At 28.5% G+C, this 24,106-nt stretch carries 25 protein-coding genes; 13 read left to right on the top strand and 12 right to left on the bottom strand.

Features of this window, described 5'->3' with window-relative positions:
- Positions 1-199: 199 nt before the first annotated feature.
- The 11 genes from KGF36_RS14665 to dnaA form a co-directional block, all read right to left on the bottom strand.
- Positions 200-973, bottom strand: coding sequence for a SigB/SigF/SigG family RNA polymerase sigma factor (locus KGF36_RS14665; protein WP_227436593.1), 774 nt, complete (start codon positions 971-973; stop codon positions 200-202).
- On the bottom strand, positions 973-1,380 hold the full coding sequence (locus KGF36_RS14660; protein ID WP_227828557.1) for an ATP-binding protein: 408 nt from the start codon (positions 1,378-1,380) through the stop codon (positions 973-975). Before KGF36_RS14660 ends, KGF36_RS14665 begins: the two co-directional genes overlap by 1 nt.
- A gap of 3 nt (positions 1,381-1,383) precedes the next feature.
- Positions 1,384-1,701 (bottom strand): STAS domain-containing protein, encoded by a 318-nt coding sequence (locus tag KGF36_RS14655; RefSeq protein ID WP_227436590.1) that lies wholly within the window; start codon positions 1,699-1,701, stop codon positions 1,384-1,386.
- An 11-nt stretch (positions 1,702-1,712) separates the two neighbouring features.
- Positions 1,713-1,973, bottom strand: a complete 261-nt coding sequence (locus KGF36_RS14650; RefSeq protein ID WP_227828558.1) for a DUF948 domain-containing protein — start codon at positions 1,971-1,973, stop codon at positions 1,713-1,715.
- Complete coding sequence (locus KGF36_RS14645; RefSeq protein ID WP_227436588.1) at positions 1,973-2,269, bottom strand: YtxH domain-containing protein; 297 nt, start codon at positions 2,267-2,269, stop codon at positions 1,973-1,975. Before KGF36_RS14645 ends, KGF36_RS14650 begins: the two co-directional genes overlap by 1 nt.
- A 68-nt stretch (positions 2,270-2,337) precedes the next feature.
- The gene (gene gyrA / locus KGF36_RS14640; protein WP_227828560.1) at positions 2,338-4,764 is read right to left on the bottom strand and encodes a DNA gyrase subunit A; all 2,427 of its coding nucleotides are present in this window, start codon (positions 4,762-4,764) and stop codon (positions 2,338-2,340) included.
- 19 nt (positions 4,765-4,783) lie between these two features.
- On the bottom strand, positions 4,784-6,685 hold the full coding sequence (gene gyrB / locus KGF36_RS14635) for a DNA topoisomerase (ATP-hydrolyzing) subunit B (protein ID WP_227828561.1): 1,902 nt from the start codon (positions 6,683-6,685) through the stop codon (positions 4,784-4,786).
- Complete coding sequence (recF, locus tag KGF36_RS14630; protein WP_227828562.1) at positions 6,686-7,801, bottom strand: DNA replication/repair protein RecF; 1,116 nt, start codon at positions 7,799-7,801, stop codon at positions 6,686-6,688. It abuts the gene before it with no gap.
- A gap of 16 nt (positions 7,802-7,817) precedes the next feature.
- Positions 7,818-8,024 carry a S4 domain-containing protein YaaA gene (gene yaaA, locus KGF36_RS14625; RefSeq protein ID WP_227436580.1) on the bottom strand — a complete coding sequence of 69 codons (207 nt, stop codon included), beginning with the start codon at positions 8,022-8,024 and terminating at the stop codon, positions 7,818-7,820.
- 137 nt (positions 8,025-8,161) lie between these two features.
- Entirely contained in the window at positions 8,162-9,268 is a 1,107-nt protein-coding gene (gene dnaN / locus KGF36_RS14620) for a DNA polymerase III subunit beta (protein WP_227436578.1), read from the bottom strand.
- A 241-nt stretch (positions 9,269-9,509) separates the two neighbouring features.
- Positions 9,510-10,829 (bottom strand): chromosomal replication initiator protein DnaA, encoded by a 1,320-nt coding sequence (gene dnaA / locus KGF36_RS14615; protein ID WP_255287852.1) that lies wholly within the window; start codon positions 10,827-10,829, stop codon positions 9,510-9,512.
- Between the two features lie 659 nt (positions 10,830-11,488).
- On the opposite strand from dnaA, the gene rpmH reads away from it, so the two are divergent.
- The 12 genes from rpmH to KGF36_RS14555 all read left to right on the top strand — a co-directional run bounded on the left by rpmH (position 11,489) and on the right by KGF36_RS14555 (position 21,789).
- Positions 11,489-11,626: a 50S ribosomal protein L34 gene (rpmH, locus tag KGF36_RS14610; RefSeq protein WP_003420485.1), complete on the top strand. Its 138-nt coding sequence runs from the start codon at positions 11,489-11,491 to the stop codon at positions 11,624-11,626.
- A gap of 77 nt (positions 11,627-11,703) precedes the next feature.
- Complete coding sequence (gene rnpA / locus KGF36_RS14605) at positions 11,704-12,048, top strand: ribonuclease P protein component (protein ID WP_227850633.1); 345 nt, start codon at positions 11,704-11,706, stop codon at positions 12,046-12,048.
- 32 nt (positions 12,049-12,080) lie between these two features.
- Positions 12,081-12,332: a membrane protein insertion efficiency factor YidD gene (yidD, locus tag KGF36_RS14600; protein ID WP_227436574.1), complete on the top strand. Its 252-nt coding sequence runs from the start codon at positions 12,081-12,083 to the stop codon at positions 12,330-12,332.
- Positions 12,333-12,363: 31 nt separating this feature from the next.
- Positions 12,364-13,071, top strand: coding sequence for a YidC/Oxa1 family membrane protein insertase (locus KGF36_RS14595; RefSeq protein ID WP_227828564.1), 708 nt, complete (start codon positions 12,364-12,366; stop codon positions 13,069-13,071).
- Complete coding sequence (gene jag / locus KGF36_RS14590; RefSeq protein ID WP_227828565.1) at positions 13,040-13,669, top strand: RNA-binding cell elongation regulator Jag/EloR; 630 nt, start codon at positions 13,040-13,042, stop codon at positions 13,667-13,669. The genes KGF36_RS14595 and jag overlap by 32 nt, the downstream gene beginning before the upstream one ends.
- A 109-nt stretch (positions 13,670-13,778) precedes the next feature.
- A complete protein-coding gene (gene mnmE / locus KGF36_RS14585) occupies positions 13,779-15,158 on the top strand; it encodes a tRNA uridine-5-carboxymethylaminomethyl(34) synthesis GTPase MnmE (RefSeq protein WP_227828566.1) in 1,380 nt (459 codons plus the stop codon).
- A gap of 122 nt (positions 15,159-15,280) precedes the next feature.
- A complete protein-coding gene (gene mnmG, locus KGF36_RS14580) occupies positions 15,281-17,176 on the top strand; it encodes a tRNA uridine-5-carboxymethylaminomethyl(34) synthesis enzyme MnmG (protein WP_227839152.1) in 1,896 nt (631 codons plus the stop codon).
- Complete coding sequence (gene rsmG / locus KGF36_RS14575; RefSeq protein WP_227842987.1) at positions 17,169-17,888, top strand: 16S rRNA (guanine(527)-N(7))-methyltransferase RsmG; 720 nt, start codon at positions 17,169-17,171, stop codon at positions 17,886-17,888. Before mnmG ends, rsmG begins: the two co-directional genes overlap by 8 nt.
- Before the next feature lie 164 nt (positions 17,889-18,052).
- Positions 18,053-18,838: a nucleoid occlusion protein gene (noc, locus tag KGF36_RS14570; protein WP_227828568.1), complete on the top strand. Its 786-nt coding sequence runs from the start codon at positions 18,053-18,055 to the stop codon at positions 18,836-18,838.
- A gap of 134 nt (positions 18,839-18,972) precedes the next feature.
- Positions 18,973-19,746: a ParA family protein gene (locus KGF36_RS14565; RefSeq protein WP_227828569.1), complete on the top strand. Its 774-nt coding sequence runs from the start codon at positions 18,973-18,975 to the stop codon at positions 19,744-19,746.
- Between the two features lies 1 nt (position 19,747).
- Positions 19,748-20,614, top strand: a complete 867-nt coding sequence (locus KGF36_RS14560; RefSeq protein WP_227828570.1) for a ParB/RepB/Spo0J family partition protein — start codon at positions 19,748-19,750, stop codon at positions 20,612-20,614.
- Positions 20,615-20,646: 32 nt separating this feature from the next.
- A complete protein-coding gene (locus tag KGF36_RS14555; protein ID WP_227854807.1) occupies positions 20,647-21,789 on the top strand; it encodes an aminotransferase class V-fold PLP-dependent enzyme in 1,143 nt (380 codons plus the stop codon).
- Positions 21,790-21,869: 80 nt separating this feature from the next.
- Here the strand turns inward: KGF36_RS14555 and KGF36_RS14550 are convergent, their stop codons facing one another.
- Positions 21,870-22,451 carry a GerMN domain-containing protein gene (locus KGF36_RS14550; RefSeq protein WP_227828572.1) on the bottom strand — a complete coding sequence of 194 codons (582 nt, stop codon included), beginning with the start codon at positions 22,449-22,451 and terminating at the stop codon, positions 21,870-21,872.
- A 259-nt stretch (positions 22,452-22,710) separates the two neighbouring features.
- Here KGF36_RS14550 and rstA point away from each other — a divergent pair, with 259 nt between their 5' ends.
- Entirely contained in the window at positions 22,711-24,003 is a 1,293-nt protein-coding gene (gene rstA / locus KGF36_RS14545; RefSeq protein WP_227828573.1) for a toxin production/motility transcriptional repressor RstA, read from the top strand.
- The last annotated feature ends 103 nt before the right edge of the window (positions 24,004-24,106 follow it).

Raw genomic sequence — 24,106 nt, 5'->3', positions numbered from 1 at the left:
ATCAAACTCTCAAATAAAAGTTTATCAGGCTCAGATACTATTGTTATCAAAATATCTGGCTTTATGGTTTGTTTCTTAATATAAATTAACCTACTGTTTAATTTTCAATGTTCGTATTTTTTTCTTGTTCCTTTTTTTCAAGGACAAGTAATACTATACCATCATTCAAACAGTAGGTCAATACTTTTTTTATATTTTTTTAGAAATTTTTTTCATATTCTTTTTTTAGCTTTTCTACGACCTTTTTTTCTAAGCGAGAAACAGTCATTTGGGATATATCTAATTCTTTAGCTATACTAGACTGGGTTTTATCGAAGAAAAATCTATCTTTAAATATTTTTACTTCTAACTCATTTAAAGTTTCAATAAACTTATTAATAAAATCTTCATATTCTATACTTCCGAAATTACCTTCTTCTTTTCCTATTTTATCAATAAGAGTTATGTCTTTGTCTTCTGAATCATCATTACTTGATGAATCTAAAGACATAGGTTGATAACCATAAGAGGCTTCCATAGCCTCTAATACATCTTCTTCACTAACCCCTATATAGTCAGCGATATCTTTTACCTTTGGATGTTTTTTATTTTCTTGCTCTAGTTTAATTTTAGCATCACTTATTTTTTTGCTTAATTCTTGTATTCTTCTTGGTACTCTAAGTGTCCATACTTTATCTCTAAAATATTTTTTAATTTCTCCTACTATAGTTGGTGTTGCAAAACTGGAGAATTCAAATCCCTTTTCAACATCATATCTGTCAATAGCATAAATTAATGCTAATGAAGCAACTTGATATATGTCTTCAAAGTCAACACCCTTGTTTATATACTTCTTAGCTAACAACCTTGCTAAATATAGATGTCTTTCAATAAGAATATTCCTGATATCTACGTTTTTATTTGTATTATATAAATTAAATAGCTCTTTTGTATCCATATTTAGGTAATGTGTAGCATTAGCTACATTTTTCATTAAATATCAACTCCTAAATACTTAGTCATTTTTATTTTTGTTCCTTGATTACATTCTGATTCAATATCTACATCATCCATTAAAGTTTTAATTATAAATAATCCAAGACCACTTTCTTTTGGATTCTCTAAATCTGGTGTACTTATTGAGCTAACATCATATCCTTTTCCACTATCTTGAATCTCTATATTAATTGCATCATCTAAAATATTAAATACTATATTGAATACATCATCATTACTGTGTTTTATTGCATTTGTACATGCCTCTGATACTGCTACCTTTATATCTTCTATATCATCTATTGGAAACCCCATTTTATTTGCAATCCCAGATGCTGTTAATCTTATTATGCCTACATAATCTGGATTTGTAGTAATTTCCATCTTTATAGTTTCACAAGCCAAAATTTATCCCTCCACTTTAAATATTTTATCTAGACCTGTTATAGTAAAAATTTTCCTAACATTACTCTTAGGATTTACTATGTATATTTCTTTTTCATTTATCTTTAGTTTTTTTAAAACACCTATCATAGCCCCTAAACCTGTAGAATCTATATAATCTAAATCTTTAAGATTAATCTTTACATCCAACATGTTTCTTTCTATTAAACCATGTAAATGTTCTTTTAATTTATCTGCTGTAGAGACATCAAGTTCTCCATCAATACAAACATTCCAAAACTTATTTTGAGAATCTAAATTTGAATCTATATTCATAGACATGTAAAAACCTCCTATTTCCTCTTAATAATTTTAAATATATTACCTATACTCAATATCTTATTAATTACATAAACTATATCCTCTATTCCCTTTGATATTGATGATGCATTTTCAACAATATCTTGTATATGTCTTTCATTGTAATCTACAATCTTATAAGCTTTTTCAACAATTTTATTTAAACTATTTAGAGTTTTAGCTAAATAAATTGCTACTATAAGAGCCGAGCTACCTACTAATACGGCTCCTATCTGCCACCCCCATGCATTCATTAGTTAACATCTCCCTCGTCGTCAAAACTTTTACTTATTACTATATCTTCTTCTGAAATTTTTATATCTTCCTCATTATTATCATCATCTACTAAAGTTATTATTCTCTCTTTAACATCATTAAATGTTTCATGTAGAACTTCTTTTGGGTTTTCTTTCACTTTATCAAACTTATCTTTTGTCTCTTTTCTTAACTCAGAACCTTTTTTTGGTGCAAGAAACATACCAAATATAAAACCTAAAATGGCTCCTATTAATAAAAATCCACCTTTTTTACAACCTCTTTTATTACACATAATAACTACTCCTTTCAATTTTAAATTTTTATCTAAGTACATTATACAAAAAGAATAGGATATTTATCCTATTCTTCTTCAATATTTATTTTAGCAATCGAAACTACATTCACTTCTTCATTAGTCTTCATTAATTTAACACCACTTGTAACCCTTCCAAATAGTGAAATTTCATTAACTCTTATTCTAATAAGAACTCCATCAGAATTTATAATCATTATCTCATCATCTTCATTGACCATCTCTGCACCAACAATTGTACCAGTTTTTTCAGATATGTTATAAGTTTTGATTCCTTTTCCTGCTCTTATTTGGCTTCTGTATTCTTCTATATTTGTTCTTTTACCAAAACCATTTCTACTGACAACTAATACATCTGTACCTTTGCTACAAAGATTCATAGATACAACAAAGTCTTTTTTACTTAAAGTTATACCTTTTACACCCATTGCTGTTCTACCCATATATCTTATATCATTTTCATCAAATCTTATAGACATACCTTCTTTAGTTACTAAAAGTACTTCCTGTTTTCCATCTGTTAACTCTACTCCAATAAGTTCATCATCATCTCTTAAACCTATAGCAATAAGACCAGATTTATTTATATTTTTAAACTCTTCTCGTTTAGTCTTTTTAACGATACCTTTTTTAGTTGTAAGTAATAAATATTCATTTTCATCATTACCATCTATAGGTATTAAAGTTGCAATCTTTTCATCTGCTGATAATTGAAGTAAGTTTACTATAGCAGTACCTTTTGCTTGTCTCTTACCTTCAGGTATTTCATATGCATTTAATTTAAATACTCTACCCTTATTTGTAAAGAACAGTAATCTACTATGAGTAGTTGTAGTTATCAGATGTCTTACAAAATCTTCTTCTCTAGTTGTAAGTGCTGAGATACCTCTTCCACCTCTTTTTTGGCTCTTATAAGTATCAGATGGAAGTCTTTTTATATATCCAAAGTGAGTAAGAGTTATGGCTATTTCCTCATCACTTATAAGATCTCTCATATCTATCTCGCCTTCAGCATGTCTTATTTCTGTTCTTCTTTCATCAGAATAATTTTCTTTTATTATTGTCATTTCATCTTTTATTACATTTAAAAGTAATCTTTCATCAGCCAAAATTTCTTTTAATCTATTTATTTTCTTTATTAAATCTTCATACTCAGCTTCTATCTTATCTCTTTCTAGACCTGTAAGTCTTTGAAGTCTCATATCTAGTATAGCTTGAGCTTGAATTTCAGTTAGATTGAATTTTTCTACTAAACCTATTTTAGCTTCTTGACCTGTTTTTGAAGCTCTTATCAAACTTATAACAGCATCTATATTATCTAAAGCAATTTTTAATCCTTCTAAAATATGTGCTCTTGCTTCAGCTTTATTTAATTCAAATTTGGTTCTTCTTGTGACAACATCTTCTTGATGTTTAATATAATGATATAGTATTTGCTTAAGATTTAAAACTCTTGGTTGGCCATCTACAAGAGCAAGCATTATTATACTAAATGTATCTTCCATTTGAGAATGTTTATACAGATTATTTAATACTATATTAGCATTAGCATCTCTCTTTAATTCTATAACAATTCTCATACCATTTCTATTACTTTCATCTCTTAAATCTGATATACCTTCTATTCTTTTTTCTTTAACTAATTCAGCTATTCTCTCAACTAATTTAGCTTTATTTACTTGATAAGGTATTTCTGTAACTATTATCTGTTGTTTTCCTTTTGGAAGTTCTTCTATAAAAGCTCTAGATCTAACTTTAACTTTACCTCTTCCAGTTCTATATGCCTCTGCTATATTCTCTTTACCCATTATAATTGCAGCTGTAGGAAAATCTGGACCTTGTATAAATTTTATTAAGTCCTCAACACTACAATCTGGATTGTCAATCAAATGTACAGTTGCATCAATTACTTCAGCTAAATTATGTGGAGGTATTGAAGTTGCCATACCAACAGCTATACCATTAGATCCATTTACTAATAGATTAGGATACCTTGCTGGTAGTACTGAAGGTTCTTTTAATGATTCATCAAAGTTTGGCTTAAAATCTACAGTTTCTTTTTCTATATCTCTTAATAATTCTAATGATAATTTACTCATCTTAGCTTCTGTATAACGCATCGCAGCTGGTGAGTCTCCGTCAACAGAACCAAAGTTACCATGCCCATCTACTAAAAGTGCTCTAGTTGAAAAGTCTTGAGCCATTCTTACCATTGCAAAATAAACAGCAGTATCTCCATGTGGATGGTATTTCCCTAAAACGTCCCCAACAATACGGGCTGACTTTCTATATGGTTTATCTGGTGTTAAGTTTAATTCACTCATTGAGTATAGTATTCTTCTGTGAACTGGCTTTAGACCATCTCTAACATCAGGAAGAGCACGTCCAGCTATAACACTCATCGAATAATCGATATACGATTTTTTCATTTCTTCCGCTATTTCAATAGGGAGTATTTTGTTATTTTCTTCCATGTATACTAATCCCCTCTCTCTATATATCTAAGTTTCTAACGAATCTTGCATTTTCTTCTATAAATTCTTTTCTTGGAGCAACCTTATCACCCATAAGCATTGAAAATACTTCATCTGCAATTGCAGCATCTTCTACAGTTACTTGTAATAAAGTTCTTGTGTCAGGATTCATAGTAGTGTCCCATAATTGCTCTGCATTCATCTCTCCAAGACCTTTATATCTTTGAAGCTCTACACCATTTCTTCCAATTTCATCTAATAAAATATTTAATTCTTTATCTGAATAAACATAATATTCCTTTTTTTGTTTTGTTACTTTGTATAAAGGAGGTTGTGCTGCATAAACATATCCCTCATCTACAAGAGGTCTCATATATCTAAAGAAGAATGTTAGTAGTAAAGTTCTTATATGAGCTCCATCTACATCGGCATCGGTCATAATTATGATTTTATGATATCTAGCCTTATCTATATCAAAATCTTCTCCTATACCACAACCATAAGCTGTTATCATATTTTTTATTTCGTCTGAAGATAATATCCTATCTAGTCTTGATTTTTCGACATTAAGTATCTTACCTCTTAATGGAAGTATCGCTTGGCTATTTCTGTCTCTACCTTGTTTTGCTGAACCTCCTGCTGAATCTCCTTCGACTAAGAATATTTCACTTTTAGCAGGGTCTTTTTCTGCACAATCTGCTAATTTTCCAGGTAAAGATGTGCTTTCTAAAACACTCTTTCTTCTTGTTAATTCTCTTGCTTTCTTTGCAGCTTCTCTCGCTCTTTGTGCTCTCAAAGCTTTATCAACTATTATTCTAGCTGTTGTTGGATTTTCCTCTAAGAAAGAACCAAGTTCATCAACTGTTACACTATCAACTACACCTCTCATAAAACTATTACCTAGTTTTGTTTTAGTTTGCCCTTCAAATTGAGGTTCTGGTAATTTAACTGATACTACAGCTGTAAGGCCTTCTCTTATATCTTCACCCAGTAAGTTAACGTCATTTTCTTTTAAGAATTTATTTCTCTTAGCATAATCATTTACAGTTTTAGTAAGAGCTGCTTTAAATCCACTTAAATGAACTCCTCCTTCATGTGTATTTATATTATTTGCAAAAGAATATATGTTCTCTGTATAACCATCCGTATATTGCATAGCTAATTCGACAATACAATCGTCAACTTTTTTATCTATATAAACTATGTCATCATGTATTCCAGTTCTAGATTTATTTAAATACTTAATATATTCTACTAGACCACCTGTATAGTGAAATTCTTTTCTTTTTTCTTGATTTTCTCTTTTATCTTCAAATACTATTTTTATTCCTTTATTTAAAAAAGAAAGTTCTCTCAGTCTATATTCCAATGTTTCATATTTAAACTCTATTTCATCAAATATTGTAGCATCAGGCATAAATTGAATTATTGTTCCTGTACTTTGAGATTCTCCAACTACTTCAAGCTTAGATGTTGGTAGACCTTTTTCATATGTCTGCTTATATATTTTTCCATTTAAATAAACTTCTGCTGTCATCCATTTTGATAATGCATTAACTACAGAAACACCAACTCCATGAAGACCTCCAGATACTTTATATCCTCCGCCTCCAAATTTTCCTCCTGCATGAAGATTAGTTAATACTGTTTCTAAAGTTGATTTTCCAGTCTTAGGATGTACTTCGACTGGGATACCTCTTCCGTCATCTTTTACTAAAATACTGCCATCTTCATTAATAGATACATATATATGTGAACAATATCCTTGTAAAGCCTCATCTATACTATTATCTACAACTTCATAAACTAAGTGGTGTAAACCTCTTGGGCTTGTACTACCAATATACATACCTGGTCTTTTTCTAACGGCTTCTAATCCCTCTAATACCTGTATCTGACTTGCACCGTATTCTTGTTTCATTTAATTTCCTCCATTCTCTATGCTAATAACATTGCCATTTTCAATATTAAATATTGTAACATCCTTTTCATCAAATATTTTTTTATGTGAAATTTCAGCGCTTGTTATAAACATTTGAACATTGCTTAAATTATTTACTAAAAGTTTTTGTCTTGCTTCATCTAACTCACTAAAAACATCATCTAAAATTAATACTGGATATTCTTCAACCTCATTTTTTATTAATTCTATCTCTGACAGCTTTAATGATATTGAAGCAGTTCTCTGTTGACCTTGTGAACCAAAAAGTCTTGCATCTAAATCATTTATGAATATATTTAAGTCATCTTTGTGTATACCATATCTAGTAGTTCTAGATTCTATATCATTAGGTCTATTTGATGACAACTTGGCTAAAAATTTATTATATACTGTTTCTATAGTATCTTCATCAGTTATATTTATTTGAGTTTTATATTTGATTGATAATTTTTCAATTCCATTAGTCAAATTCATATGCATATGTTCAGATATATTAGCTATCTTTTTTATAAAGTCTCTGCGTAAAATATAAATATAACTTCCATATTTTGCTAGTGTATCATCATATACATCTAATAAAGCTTCATCAACATGGATGCTTTTTAGCACTCTACTTCTTTGAGAAAGTATTTTATTGTAATTAGTAAGATAATTATAATATTTAGGAATAATTTGGCTAATCTCTTTATCTATAAAAGTCCTTCTCTCTTTAGGACCCTCTTTAACTAGTCTTAAATCTTCAGGTGAAAATATGACAACATTTAAGTTGCCAAGTAATTCCTGCATTTTTTGCAAAGGGACTTTATTTATTCGTATCCCCTTTTTATCTTTTCCAATAATTAGCTCTATTAGACTATATTTATTATATTTTGAAAAACTTCCTCCAACATATAAATTTTCACTATTAAATCTAACCATTTCTCTATCTTTGTTGGTTCTAAATGATTTGCCAAAAGAAAGCATATAAATAGATTCTACTATATTTGTCTTTCCTTGACCATTTTTTCCAACAAGAAGATTCACTTTCCCATTAAATTCCAGATGCAACTTTTCATAATTTCTAAAATTAACAAGCTGCAAACTTTTAAGTTTCACAAAAAGTTCTCCTTTTTTACAATACTTTTATTTTAGTTCCCTCTATCTCAACTATATCTCCTGATTTTATCTTTTTCCCTCTTCTTAATTCTATTTCATCATTTACTGTCACTAGACCTTCTTGAATTAAAAATTTTGCATGACCTCCAGTTGATGCAATCTCTGCTAATTTTAGGAATTGATCTAACTTTATATAGTCTGATTCTATAGTTATTTCAGTCATAAGAGTTCCTCCTTGCCATTATTTTAGGTAAATAGGTATTAATACATTAAAAGTATATTATACCATAAAAATACTTGCAAAAGGAGTTGCCTAAGATTAGAAAAATTTTTCTACAAAAGACAACTCCTTAATGTCTGCTATATATTGGATGATATTCTTACTGGAAGTAATAAGTAAATATAATTAATATCATCTGTTGGTTTAATTATACAAGGATTTACATTTGTAGTAAATTCTATAAATATTTCCTCATTATCTATATTTTTCAACCCTTCAATAAAGTATCGAGAGTTAAAAGCTATATCTAAATAATCTCCATCTAAATCTATTTCAACTTCTTCATATACATTTCCTTTTTCTGTATTAGAAGTAATTGCCATTACTTTATCTCTTATAGATAATTTTATAAGGTTATTTTTTTCTGATTGAGACAATAAAGATGCTCTTTCTATGCTGTTTAAAAGTTCTTTAGTATTTAACTTTACTCTACTGTTATGCTCTCTTGGCAACAATTTTTTATAATCAATAAAATCTCCTTCAAGTAATCTTGTAATAATTTTTGTATCATTAATTATAAAAATAGCATTTTTTTCGTTAAATCCAACTTTAACATTATCCTCTCCAGAAAGCAAGCTATTTACGTCTATAAGTGTCTTTCCTGGAATTATTACTTTTATATTTTCAGTTAAGCTATCAACTGAGCAGCTTTTTACAGCCAATCTATAGCCATCAATTGCTACTAAATTTAAATTTTTATCTACAATTTCTAGAAGTTCTCCCATTAAAACAGGTTTTGTTTGATCTTGTGAAATAGCAAATACAGTTTGTTTAATCATATTTTTTAGGAGTTCTTGAGGTATGCTATATAAATCTTCTTCATTTAATTCTGGTAGCTTAGGAAATTCTTTAGCTGCATATCCTTTAATTTTAAATCTTGAATTTACACAATTTATGTAAATATTATTTTCTGAATCTGTTTCTATCTCAACAAAAGAATCTGGTAGTTTTCTAATTATATCTCCAAATAATCTTGCATCTACAACAACATCACCTTTTTCTATAATCTCTGCTTGTACATAAGTTTCTATTCCTATCTCTGCATCATATCCAGTAAGTTTTAATTGACCTTCTTCTGTAGATATAAGTATACCTTTTAATAGTTCTATTGTTGTTTTTCCATTAATAGCTTTTTGAGCAATCCCAATTCTATTTGCTAGGATTTTTTGATTACAAATTATTTTCAATGTGGATAACCTCCTCTGGCTTTTTATATAAAAAAATAAGTTAAAATCATAGTAGTAATAGTAGTAGGTGTTGTTGATAATGTTAATAAGTATATGTAACATTATAAATACAAAGATATCAACATGTGTATAAGATGTTGATATCTTTGTTATTTTAGACTTAATTATTTGTTAATAAATTTTAAGATAAAAAGATATAAACAAGTTATTCAATAGATATAAACAGACAATTGTGTATAAATTATCCCTTTAAATCTGATATAATTTTGTCTATTTTAGTCTTAATTTCTTCACTTTCTTTTATGTCTTTAGATACTTTGTCATGAGCATGAATTACTGTTGTATGATCTCTTCCTCCAAATTCTTCGCCTATTTTAGGAAGAGATAAGTCAGTAAGTTCGCGCGTTAAATACATAGCTATTTGTCTTGGAAAAGCTATTGAACGAGTTCTTTTTTTAGAATTAAAATCTTCCATTTTTAAATTAAATACAGAAGAAACTTTTTCTTTTATTCTAAGCACATTGATTTCTTCATTTTTAGAAGTTGTTATAATATCTTTTAATGCTTCTGTAGCAAGATCAAAAGATATCACTCTATTACTAAGAGAAGAGTAAGCAACTACTCTAGTTAGGGCACCTTCTAGTTCCCTTATGTTTGACTTAATATTTTTTGCTATATATGACATAACTTCATTTGGCACTTCTATACGTTCTAGTTGAGCCTTTTTTCTAAGTATAGCAATTCTTGTTTCAAAGTCTGGGGCCTGAATATCAGTTATAAGTCCCATTTCAAATCTCGATCTTAATCTATCTTCTAGTGTAGGTATGTCTTTTGGCGGTCTATCACTAGAGATAATTATCTGTTTATTTGCCTCATGAAGAGTATTAAATGTATGGAAAAACTCTTCTTGAGTTCTTTCTTTCCCAGCTATAAATTGAATATCATCAATTAATAAGACATCTACGTTTCTATATTTATTTCTAAATTCTTCATTTTTATCATCTTTTATAGAGTTTATAAGTTCATTAGTAAATTTTTCTGAAGAAACATAAACAACTTTTGAATCCTTTTTTTGGCTGACGATGTGATGTCCAATAGCGTGCATTAAATGGGTTTTACCTAAACCAACTCCTCCATACAAAAAAAGTGGATTGTAAGCTTTAGCAGGAGATTCAGCAACTGCAACACATGCAGCATGAGCAAATCTATTGCTATTACCAATAACGAACGTATCAAATGTGTATTTTGGATTCAGGTTAGGGTAAAGTACTCTGTAATTTAAATCTGTACTATCAGAATTTAGGTCAGCAACTTCTTTTTCGCTCAATACAAATTTAATATTATACTTTTTTAATGACAGTTGATTTATAGCATCTTCAATTAAATGCAAATATCTATTTTCTAGAATATCTTTATTGAAATCGCTAGGAGCTAGTAGTATCAAGTCATTAAGATGTATTTTTAATGGTACGATGTTTTTAAAAAAGGTATTAAAACTTACTGAAGTTAAGTCACCTTTTATTAATTGTAGGGTTTTGTCCCATAAAGAAACTATATCCATAATATAAACCTCCGAACAGAATAATTAATATTTTCCACAAAGTTATTAACAGAAAAGCAAAAATATATATAAATTTTACAGAATAACTAAATTTATGGATAATGGTGTTGATAAATTAATAATAGTATAAATTATTAAAAAAATATGAAAAGATATAAACAATATGTAGATAAAGTTATAAATAACATAAACATACAATAAATGGTGATTATAACTAGAGTATTGTCAGTAATCTTAAAAGTTATACACAAAAGTATCCACAAGCTGTGAATAATTTCTAATAAGTTGATAACATTTATGCACATTATCAACAAGTATATTTATAATATCAAAATATATGTCAAACTTCAATGATTTGTAACTAATTTATCCACAATATTAACTAATTGTTGATAAAAAATATAAACATGTTAAATTTGCTTTATTTGTGTATATAATTGAAAAAAATAATTTAGAATAAAATTAAATAGATTTTTACTAGTATTTTCAATAAAAAAAATACATAATATATATATGGTAGATTTTGTGATGCAAGCATACCAAAAACTCGTTGACAACGATAGTAAAAGTATTTATAATTATATGTGTTATGTTTACTTTGAGGGTAAAGTTATTATTTTTATAAACGGAAAATGAAATCTGAAAGGCGGTGCAAAATAATGAGTAAAAGAACTTATCAACCAAAAAAGAGACAAAGAAGTAAAGAACATGGTTTCAGAAAAAGAATGAAGACGTCTAACGGAAGAAACGTGTTAAAAAGAAGAAGAGCTAAAGGAAGAAATAGATTAACTCATTAATTACAAAAGGGCCGCTGCAAAGGTGGCCTTTTTGTGTAAATAATTACAATGCATAGCTGTGTTTATGGAGGTTAACTATGGACTTTAATAGGACAAAAGGGTTAAAAAAAGACTCTGATTTTAGAAAAGTATATAAACACGGCAAATCTTTTGCAAACAGATATTTAGTAATATATATACTTAAAAATAAATCAGATTATAGTAGAATAGGTATTTCTATTTCAAAGAAAGTAGGAAAAGCTATCACTAGAAATAGAGTAAGAAGATTAATAAAAGAAGCTTACAGATTAAATATTGATGAAAAAATTAAGCCTGGATATGATATAGTATTTATAGCAAGAGTATCTAGTAAAGATGCTAGTTTTAAAGATATAGACAAGTCTATAAAAAATTTAGTTAAAAGAACGGATATTTCTCTTTAAATTGTATGCTATAAATCTGGAGGTTAATAACTTTGAATAAAATAATTTATATATTAAAGGAAATAAGTAGGTATTTATCGAATTTATGTATTTATTTAGTAAAATTTTATCAAAAGTATATATCTCCCTTAAAGGGACCTACTTGTAGATTCTATCCAACTTGCTCACAATATTCAATAGAGGCATTTAAAAAATATGGATTTGTAAAAGGTATGTACTTAACGATAAGAAGACTTCTAAAATGTCATCCTTTTCATCCAGGAGGTTACGACCCTCTAAAATAAAAGAGAGTAACTATTAGGAGGTATAAAAAAATTGAATATAATAGGAAATTTCTTAGGATTAATTCTTAAGGTAATATTTGAATTTGTTAACCATTATGGTATTTCTATAATAATTTTTACTATACTTGTAAAGATTGTTTTACTACCATTAACAGTTAAACAGACTAAGTCAACAAAGGCAATGCAAGATATACAACCTCGTATAAAAGAGATACAAGAAAAATATAAAAATAAGCCAGAAAAACAAAATGAAGAAATTGTTAAGTTATATGGAGAAGCTAAAATTAATCCACTATCTGGTTGTTTACCTTTATTAATACAGTTTCCTATATTAATAGGATTATTTAGCGTTTTAAGAGAGCCAGTTGCTCATGGCGTTTTTGCAAATCAAGCTGCATTTATGGCGGCTGACAATGGGTTTTTATGGATAAAAAGTTTAACAGCACCAGATTATGTATTAGCAGTATTTTCAGGAGCAAGTGCATATGTAATGCAAAAAGTAATGACTCCAAAGGACCAACTACAAGGCTCTATGAAAGTAATGACATATGTAATGGCAGGGATGTCTTTCTATTGGGGATTTATATTCCCAGCAGGACTTACATTGTACTGGACAGTAAGTAACTTATTCTCAATAGCTCAGTATTACTTAATAATGAATCCTTTAAAAGCTAAGCTGGCTGCTAACTCTAAGGAGGAAAAAGTTAATGAGAAAAAGCCTAAAATTAATAAAAAGTAAAAGTAAAGAAGAAGCTATAAATAAGGCTATAGCAGAGTTAAATTTAAAAGTAGAGGATATAGAGGTAGAAATACTAGAAAATCCAAGCAAGGGGTTTTTAGGTTTTATAGGTGCTAAAGATGGTACCTATGAAATTTTTGTTATTGAAAGGGAACTAGATGTAGCTAAAAATTTTATAGAGGTAATGTTGAAAAATGCAAATGTTGATGCCAAAGTCAATGTATCTCAAAAAGATAATTTAATCATGGTTGATATTGAAGGCAAAGAAGCTGCAAGTTTAATTGGTAGAAGAGGGGAAACTTTAGATTCTATTCAATTTTTAACTGGATTAGCTCTTAATAAAATAAATAAAGACTCTCATACAAGAGTACTTGTAGATATAGAAAACTATAGGTCAAAAAGAGAAGAGTCTTTAATAAGATATGCTAATAAGGTTGCTAGAGAAGTAGCGAAAACAAGAAAAACTAAAAAATTAGATTATATGAATCCATATGAGAGAAGAATAATACATTCAGCTCTTCAAAATGACAAATATGTAATTACATATAGTGAAGGAACCGATCCATATAGAAGATTAGTAATTGAGTGTAAAAGATAAAATCAACCTCCTAAACATTAGGGGGTTTTATTTTTTAATCTTATTAAATCATTGCAATTGGTTAAAAATAAATCTATATGTAAAAATTATAAATTAAGAGGTGATAAATTTGTTTATAGATGATACAATAGCGGCTATAGCTACAGCACCTGGAGAAGGTGGCATAGGTATACTGAGAATAAGTGGAGAAAAAGCTTTAAAAGTTGCAGAAGAAATCTTTAAGTCCATGTCAGGAAAGAGTATTAAAGATTATAATAAAAGAACATTAATATATGGAAATATTATAGATAATGAAAATGTAATAGATGAAGTATTATTGGCATATATGAAAGGTCCAAATTCATATACAGGAGAAGATGTTATAGAAATAAATTGCCATGGCGGATTTATTTCAGTAAAGAAAATTTTAGAATTAATATTATCTAAAGATGTTAGATTGGCAGAAGCTGGGGAGTTTACTAAAAGAGCATTTTTAAATGGAAGAATAGATTTATCTCAAGCAGAAGCAGTAATAGATGTTATAAAGGCAAAAACCGATATAGCTCATGAAGTTGCCCAAAACCAACTAGAGGGTTCTCTATCAAAGAAGATAAGAGACTTAAGAGATAAAGTTACTGAGATACTGGCACATGTAGAAGTTGCTATAGATTATCCTGAAGAAGATATTGAACATATAACATATCAAACACTTAAGGATAAAACTGGCGAGCTTAAAAAAGAAATTAAAAAATTATATGATACAGCTGAAAGTGGGAAAATACTTAGAGAAGGCTTGAAAACAGTAATTGTTGGTAAACCAAATGTAGGAAAATCTTCACTGCTTAACTCTATTTTGGGAGAAAACAGAGCTATAGTTACAGACATACCAGGAACTACTAGAGATGTCATAGAGGAATTTGTGAATATAAAAGGTATACCTCTTAAGATAGTTGATACAGCAGGTATAAGAGATACTGATGATATAGTTGAAAAAATAGGAGTTGAGAAATCTAAAGAATCATTTACAAGTGCTGATTTAATTATAATGGTTTTAGATGCATCAAGAAAGTTGTCAGAAGAAGATATAGAAATATTAAAGAAGCTTAAAGATAAACAAACAATAGTGCTATTAAATAAAAATGACTTAAAACAAGAGATTGAAGAAGAAAAAATACTTAAATATGTAGAAAATAATAGTATAATAAGAATATCAGCTTTACAACAAGAAGGAATAGAAGCGTTACAAGATAAGATAGAGTCTATGGTATATAAAGGAAGTATCAAAAACAATTCTAGCTTAGTAGTAACTAATTCTAGACATAAAGATGCACTTGGTAAGGCATATAAGTCTGCAACAGATGCTTTAATTGCTCTAGAACAAAGTATGCCATTTGATTTTGTAGAAGTAGATTTAAAAAATATATGGGATTACCTTGGATATATTAATGGGGATACAGTAACAGAGGATTTACTAGATAATATATTCCATAACTTCTGTATAGGAAAATAGGATATAAAATGCAAAAGGAAAGAAGATATAAAAGTAATAAATTTCATTTTTTATTATAGAAATTATAGATATTTTATAGTGTTTCTCATGAAACATTAATATTAAAAAGAAAGGAATTATAAATGATAAAGTTTGAAGCAGGAAAATATGATGTTATAGTAGTTGGAGCAGGTCACGCGGGATGTGAAGCTGCTTTAGCTACTGCAAGAATGGGATATAAAACTTTGATAATAACAATGTCTTTAGATTCTATTGCATTAATGCCTTGCAATCCATCAATTGGTGGAACGGGTAAAGGTCAATTAGTAAAAGAGATAGATGCTTTAGGTGGTCAAATGGGACTAAATATAGACAAGACATATATACAAAGTAGAATGTTAAATACTGCTAAAGGACCAGCAGTTCATTCTTTAAGAGCCCAAGCAGATAAATTTAAATACCATGAAGAAATGAAAAAAACATTAGAAAATGAGCCAAATCTTGATATAGCTATGGATGAAGTTGTAGAAATATTACATGAAGGAAATGTTGTAATAGGTGTTGGAACTAAACTAGGATGTTCATTTAAATCTAAAGCTGTAATATTAGCTACTGGAGTTTATTTAAATTCAAAAATATATATGGGTGAGGTAGCATTTTACGAAGGGCCTAATGCATTAGGATATGCAAAATATCTTACAGATAGTTTAGTTGAATTAGGTCTTAGAATGAGAAGATTTAAAACAGGAACACCAGCAAGAGTCCATAGAGATAGTATAGATTTCTCTGTAATGTCTCTACAAGAAGGTGATGAAAAAGTAACTCCTTTCTCATTTATGAATGAAAACATAGAGAAAGAGCAAGAACCTTGTTATTTAACAAGAACTACTGAAGATACTCAAAAAGTTATACTAGATAATTTAAAAAGGTCTGCTATGTATAGTGGCGTGATAGAAAGTACTGGGCCAAGATATTGTCCTTCGATAGAAGATAAAGTAGTAAGATTTAGTGATAAAACTTCACATCAATTGTTTATAGAGCCAGAGGGACTGAATACTAAAGAAATGTATATTCAAGGTATATCAACTAGTTTACCTTTTGAAGTTCAATTAGATATGTATAAAACTATAAAGGGGCTTGAAAACTGTAAGATAATGAGACCTGCATATGCTATAGAATATGATTGTGTTGACCCAACACAATTAAAAATAAGTTTAGAAATAAAAGGTGTTGAAAACTTATTTAGTGCAGGGCAATTTAATGGAACTTCTGGATATGAAGAAGCAGCAGCTCAAGGACTTATGGCTGGTATAAATGCTGTCAGAAAGATAGAAGGAAAAGAACCTTTTGTATTAGATAGATCAGAAGCATATATAGGTGTATTATTAGATGACCTTGTCACAAAAGGAACTAATGAACCTTATAGAATGATGACATCAAGAGCAGAATATAGATTGTATTTAAGACAAGATAATGCTGATATGAGATTAACTCAAAAAGGTTATGAATTAGGACTAGTTAAAGAAGATAGATATGAAAGATTCATAAATAAAAAGAATGCTGTAGAAAAAGAATTTGAGCGATTAAAGCGTGAAAGGGTTACACCAAAAGAAGTAAATAGTTTATTAGAAGAAAAAGGTGCAACGCCAATAAAAGTTGGAATATCATTGTATGAGTTTTTAAAAAGACCAGAAGTATCCTATGAGTTACTTGAAGAATTAGGAAAAGATGCTGGTGAAGATGTTTCAAGAGAAGTTAAAGAACAATGTGTGATAATGACTAAGTATGAAGGCTATATAGACAAGCAATTAAAACAAATAGACCAATTTAAAAAGCTTGAGAATAAGAAATTAGATGAAAAAATAAATTATTCATCAATAGAAGGACTTAGACTAGAAGCAAGACAAAAACTAGACGATATAAAACCTATTTCAATAGGTCAAGCATCTCGTATATCAGGTGTTTCTCCAGCTGATATATCAGTCTTACTTATACACCTTGAACAAGTTAGAAGGACTAGAGGTGGCAAAGGTGAATAATATAGAACTTCTAAAAAATGGAATTGAAAATTTTAATATAGATACAAATGATAATATGTTACAAAAATTTAAAACATATAGAGATATATTAGTTGATTGGAATCAAAAAATGAACCTTACAGGAATAGAGGATGAAAAAGAAGTATATATAAAACACTTTTTAGACTCTATTTCAGCTGTAAAAAATGGATATATAAAAGATGGTATGTCTATAATAGATGTTGGTACAGGTGCTGGTTTTCCAGGTATACCACTAAGAATATGTTTAGATGGATTAAAATTAACTTTATTAGACTCTTTAAATAAAAGAATAAACTTTTTAGAAGAAGTTGGCAGAGCATTAGAACTAGAGGGTATTACATTTATACATGGAAGAGCTGAAGATTTTGGAAAAGATGAAAAGTACAGGGAAAAGTATGATATTGCTACAGCAAGAGCTGTAGCTGGATTACCAATTCTTATGGAATTTTGTGTACCATTTGTAAAAGTAGGAGGATATTTTATTTGTTTAAAAGGTCCAAATGCTAATCTAGAATTAGAGGAATCAAAAAAGGCTATAGATACTTTAGGATTAGAGTTTGTCGAAAAAATAGATGTAGAATTACCAGAAATAGATTTAAATCATAATATATTAGTTTTTAAAAAGATACATGAAACACCAGTTAAATACCCTAGAAAAGCTGGTAAACCAGCTAAAAATCCTATTAAATAATCAAGCTATTAATTAGTAGGCAACCTTAATTATTTCCTGAGAAATAATTAAGGTTGCCTTAAAACAAACAAAAATAAAGGAATTATTAAAGTAGATGCAGAAATAAAATTGTATGTACATATAGAGAACAAAAATATTTATATCTAAAATAAGAGAGGTATGTTATGGAAGATAAAAGAGTTATGGAGATACCTATAGAAGATATAGTTCCAAATCCATACCAACCAAGAAAAATATTTTCACAAGTTTCATTGGAGGAATTGAGCAATTCTATAAAGGTATATGGTATAATTCAACCTATAACAGTTAGAGCAAAAGGTGGTAAATATGAACTAATTGCTGGAGAGAGAAGATTAAGAGCAGCTAAGTTAGCAGAGCTTAAAACTGTCCCAGCAATTATAAATAATATGGACGATGAATCTTCTGCTGTTCTAGCGTTATTAGAAAATTTGCAACGAGAAGACTTAAATTTTATTGAAGAAGCAATTGGCTATGAAAACTTAATAAAAGAGCATGCTTTTACTCAACAGCAATTAGCAGAAAAATTAGGCAAAAATCAATCTACTGTAGCAAACAAGCTTAGAATATTAAAGCTTCCAAACGATATAAAAATGAAGCTAATAGAGAATAATTTAACAGAAAGACATGCTAGAGCATTCCTTAAATTACCAAGTGAAGATTTAATGAAAAGTGTACTAGAAAAGGTCATAAAGAATGAATTGACTGTTAAAAAAACAGAAAAACTGATACAAGATATACTAGAAGAAATTGAAATTCAAGAAGAGCCTGATAAAAAACAGAATATAAAGGGTGCTATGAGTATAAGAATTTACATAAATACTATAAAGCAAGCCTTTGATGCTATATCAAATACAGGAATTGATGCTAAGTATAATGAAATAGATAAGGGAGATTATATGGAAGTTGTTGTAAAAATCCCTAAAAAATAGAGATTACTGCTTACCAGTAATCTTTTTTTTTAAACAAGCCTTGTAATATAAATTGATTTATAGACATTATTTATAATTATAAAAGCAACTAGTCAATATTTAAAATTAATTTAATTCTTAAAGGGGGGAACATCATGGGCAAAGTTATAGCTATATTCAATCAAAAGGGCGGAGTTGGAAAAACTACAACAAATGTAAATTTAAGTGCCAGTTTAGGAACCTTAGGAAAAAAGATATTAGTATTAGATTTGGACCCTCAAGGAAATACAACTAGTGGATATGGTATTGATAAAAATGAAGTGGAAAATACAATCTATGAGATTATGTTAGATGGTTTGCATATTAAAGAAGCAATAATAAAAACAGAGTTTGAAAATGTAGATATAGTTCCATCAGCTACGGAACTAGCAGGTGCAGAGATAGAGCTTGCATCAATAAGTAATAGAGAGTATATTTTAAAAAATTCCATAAAAGTAGTAAAGGATGAATATGACTATATATTTTTGGATTGCCCACCTTCACTTGGGATGCTTACAATAAATTGTCTAACGGCTGTAGATAGTGTTTTAATTCCTATACAATGTGAATATTATGCCTTAGAAGGTGTAAGTCAATTAATGGAAACTATAAAATTAGTAAAATCAAGATTAAATACAGATATAGAAATTCAAGGTGTTGTTTTAAGTATGTTTGATGGAAGAGCTAATCTATCGATACAAGTTGTTGAAGAAGTTAAAAAGTACTTTAAAGGAAGTGTATATACAACTCTAATTCCAAGAAATGTAAGGCTTGCAGAAGCTCCTAGTCATGGTAAACCAGCAATTTACTATGATAAAAGATGTAGAGGGTCTGTAGCTTATTTGGAACTAGCAGAAGAATTTATAGATTTAGAAGAGGAGGAGTGGTAGTATGGAGAATAAGTCTAAAAGAAGTAATAGATTGGGTCGAGGTCTTAGTGCATTGATACCAGAAATCAAAGGAGAAACTTCAGATAAAGAAATAGTTAATATAGATATAGACAAAATATATCCAAACGAAGTTCAGCCGAGAAAGCAATTTGATGAAGAAAAAATAAAAGTATTATCTGAGTCTATAAAAAATTATGGTGTACTACAACCAATAGTAGTTAAAAGGGATGAAAATAATAAGTACATGATAATAGCTGGTGAAAGAAGATTTAGAGCATCAAAACTTGCAAATAAAAGTCAAATGCCTGCTATAATTAAAGATATAGAGATGAAAGATATAATGGAGATAGCTTTAATTGAAAACTTACAGAGGGAAGATTTAAATTCGATAGAAGAAGCACTAGCATATAAAAGTTTAATAGAGCACTATAGTGTAACTCAAGAAGAAATATCAGAAGCTGTTGGTAAAAGTAGACCTCATATAACTAACACTTTGAGACTTTTAAATCTAGGACAAGATGTTATAGACATGATAGATAGTGGTAAAATCACAGCAGGTCATGGAAAGGCTCTGTTAAGGATTGTAGATAAAAAATTACAATTACAAATCGCAAAAAAGATAGAAGAGGAAGAACTCTCTGTAAGAGAGGTTGAAAATATTGCAAAAAAAATATCTGAAAATAAAGAAGAAGATATGCCAAAAAAGTCTAAGCCTAAGGATGTATTTATTTTAGATGTAGAAGATAAACTTAGAAATATTTTTGGAACTAAAGTAAATATTTCTAAAGGTAAGAAAAAAGGTAAAATAGAGATAGAATACTATAATGACGATGATTTAAACAGTATTGTATCAATGCTTCTTGAATAACACACAAATATAAAATAGAGAGGACGATTAATATGATTTATCTAGACAATGCTGCAACTACATATCCAAAGCCAGAAAGAGTTTATGATGCTGTTTTAGATTGTATGAAAAACTATTGTGCAAATCCAGGAAGAGCAGGACATAAGCTTGCTATGAGAGCTGCTAGAGAAATTTATGACACAAGAGAAAATGTAGCTAAGTTATTTAATGTAAGTAATCCTATGAATATAGTATTTACGTCTAATGCAACAGACTCTTTGAATTTAGCAATAAAAGGTGTACTACAAAAAGGAGATCATGTAATAACAACATCTATGGAACATAATTCAGTAATAAGACCCATAAAAGCACTTGAGCAAAAAGGGGTAGAAAATACTGTAGTAAAATGTGATGATGAAGGTTTTTTAGATTATGAAGAGTTAGAAAAATCAATAAAGGATAACACTAAGCTGATTGTAACTACACATGCATCTAATGTATGTGGAACATTAATAGATATAAAAAAAGTTGGAGAAATAGCTAAGAAACATAATATATTATTCTTGGTAGATGCATCACAAACAGCAGGTGTTTATGATATAGATGTGAAGAAATGCAATATAGACATGTTGGCAATGCCAGGTCATAAATGCTTATTTGGACCTCAAGGAACAGGTATCTTATATGTAAGAGAAGGTCTAAATTTAAATATATTAAAAGAGGGTGGAACAGGTAGTAAATCAGAAGAAATGGTTCAACCAGAACTGTTCCCAGATAAATACGAGTCAGGAACTCATAATACTCCAGGTATAGCAGGACTTAACCAAGGTGTATTATTTATATTTGAAAGAGGAATCAACAATATAAGACAACATGAAGAAGAATTATGTCAATATATGCTAAATAAGTTAGAAGAAGTATCAGATATAAAGATATATGGACCAAAAGACAGTAAAAAAAGAGCCTCAGTAATAGCTATAAATATAGGGAATATGGATTCTGGAGAGGTTACTTTCTTATTAGATAGTGAATATAATATAGCAACTAGATCAGGAATACATTGTTCTCCGTTAGCTCATACTACTTTAGGTACGTTAAAACAAGGTGCGGTAAGGTTCAGTATAGGATATTTTAATACAAAAGATGAAATAGATAAAGCAATAGACGCTTTGAAGAAAATTTCAAAAAATAGATAGTTATACATTACAACATAAAAATAGTGTCAACTTTATAGAAAGCTGACACTATTTTTTGTAACTTAATATAATTTAAAAACTTACTTTAAATAATCTCCATCTTCAAGAACTATATGACCACTTTCATAGTTAGCGCCATCAACAGTAAGCTTTATTTGTTCAACATTCATGTTCTTTATGTAAGTACGTGCAACTGAATCAAGCATTAAAGTTTCTGCATCACTACCTAAGTTTGATTTTGTAAAATCAGAGTTAACATCTAATATACCAGTTTTTACGCCATCAATATCTTTTGTAGTAAATGAATTTAGTTTTGCAGATTCTGGAATTACTTTAAGCTTTTGAAGCTCAGCAAATAAAGTGTTTTCATCAATTTTTTCTAAATTAACCTTATTTTCAATTAAATCTGTTTTGTCTACATCAAAAGAGTAAATAACAGCAGACTCTGTCTTCTTTTCTTCCTTTGGAGTTGATGCAGATTTTTTATTAGGAACTTCTTTTTCATCATTATTTTCGTTATTGTTTTCTTCTTTTGGTTGCTCAACATTTGTATTATTTTTAGTTTCTTTTTTAGTTGCTTCATTTTGAGCATTGCTACATCCAACCGCCAATATAGATATAGATAATATACTTAACACTAACATTATTTTCTTATTTTTCATAAAAATTACTCCTCTCTAAGATACTATTCTTATATATAATTATAATCGTTATGACTGAATATATGAATACAAAATAGTAACAAATTTAAAAAATGATTTATTTAAATTAATTAAATACAAAATAAACTAAATTTTAGTCATTTTTATGGGAAATCATTTAATGTATAGAGAAAATATTGTAAAATAAAAGTAGTGTTTTTAAAATAAATATAAGTTATAATTATATTATAAAAAAATGTCTTCAAAAGGTGGGAATAGTATGGAAATTTTGAGCTTAGGAGAAAAGATTAAAAAATTAAGAAAAGAAAAAAATATGACATTGAAAGAGTTAGCCGGAGATAGGATAACAGCAGCACAAATAAGCCATATAGAGAGAGATAAATCTCATACTAGTTATGAACTGTTGGAATATCTAGGTGATAAGCTAGATGTAAGCGTGGAATATTTATTAGAAACAAAAGAAATGCAGTCAAAAAAGATAACAGATAATTTAATACTGCAAAGTGAAATTTATATAAAAGAGAATGAGCTAAACAAGGCTGAGGACCAAATAAAAGAAGTTTTAGATATATGTAAGAGATACGATTTAATGGAGAACTATGGCAGATGCAATTTTCTTATGGCTAATATTAACTTAAAAAAATCTAATTACAATAATGCTATAGAAAACTTTGAAAAGGCTTTATATTTCTTTATAAAAAACGATGATAGTGAAAACATACTAAAGTGCTATTTAAACATAGGAAAGATATATATGCAGGAAGACTTTTATAAAGGTGCGATAAGTCACTTTAATTTTGCAGAGGAAATTTTATCAGAGAGTAAGTTTGAGGATATTAACATATATAAGGAATTATATAGTAAGATGGCATATTGTTATATAAAATTAGATAATCCAAATATGTCATTAAAGTACATAGATAAAATAAATGAAATAGATAATAAAAATGATAGAAAAGAAGATGTCGATATTTTGGTGTTAAAAGCAAATAACATGCTTGAGATTGGAAAATATGAAGAATCAAAAGAGTATTTTAAAAAAGCACTAAAAATACTTGAAAATGAAGATAATAAAACTGGAATAGCAAATGTATACTTAACAATTTGTGATGTTTATAGAAAAATAGGTGAGACAGATAGAGTTCTTGAGTATTCTCAAAAAGTGTACAACATAAAGAAAAATGATGAAGACGAATATATGATGTCAGGTTTATTCAAGATAATAGAAGCGTACATAGATAAGGAAGATTATGATTTAGCTAGAAAATATTGTAAAATAGCTTTAGCATCATCAATAAAAAATAAAAACAAGTTTAATGAGTATAAAGCATTAAAATTCTATTCTAATATGTATAAGAATCAAAATGAAATTACTCTTGCTATTGAGTATTTAATTAAATGTATAAAAATAGTATCAGACTTAGGTAATAATAAGATATTAGCAAACTTGTACATAGACTTAGGACAATTATATTCAAGCATATCAAAAGAGAAAGAATTAGAATACTACCAAAAGGGAGTATTTATGTATAAAAATTTAGAGATAATGTAAGTATAATAAACCTATAATAGTATAGATACAATCTATAACAAGCAAGATAATATCTATGATAAAATATAAATTGTATGAATAATTTTAAGGAGATGAATCAAAC

It is taken from the genome of Clostridioides sp. ZZV14-6009, from assembly GCF_020658095.1.
In the GTDB taxonomy this organism is placed as follows: domain Bacteria; phylum Bacillota; class Clostridia; order Peptostreptococcales; family Peptostreptococcaceae; genus Clostridioides.
Note: the sequence above shows the minus strand (reverse complement) of the source record. Positions and strands in the feature narration are given on the sequence as shown.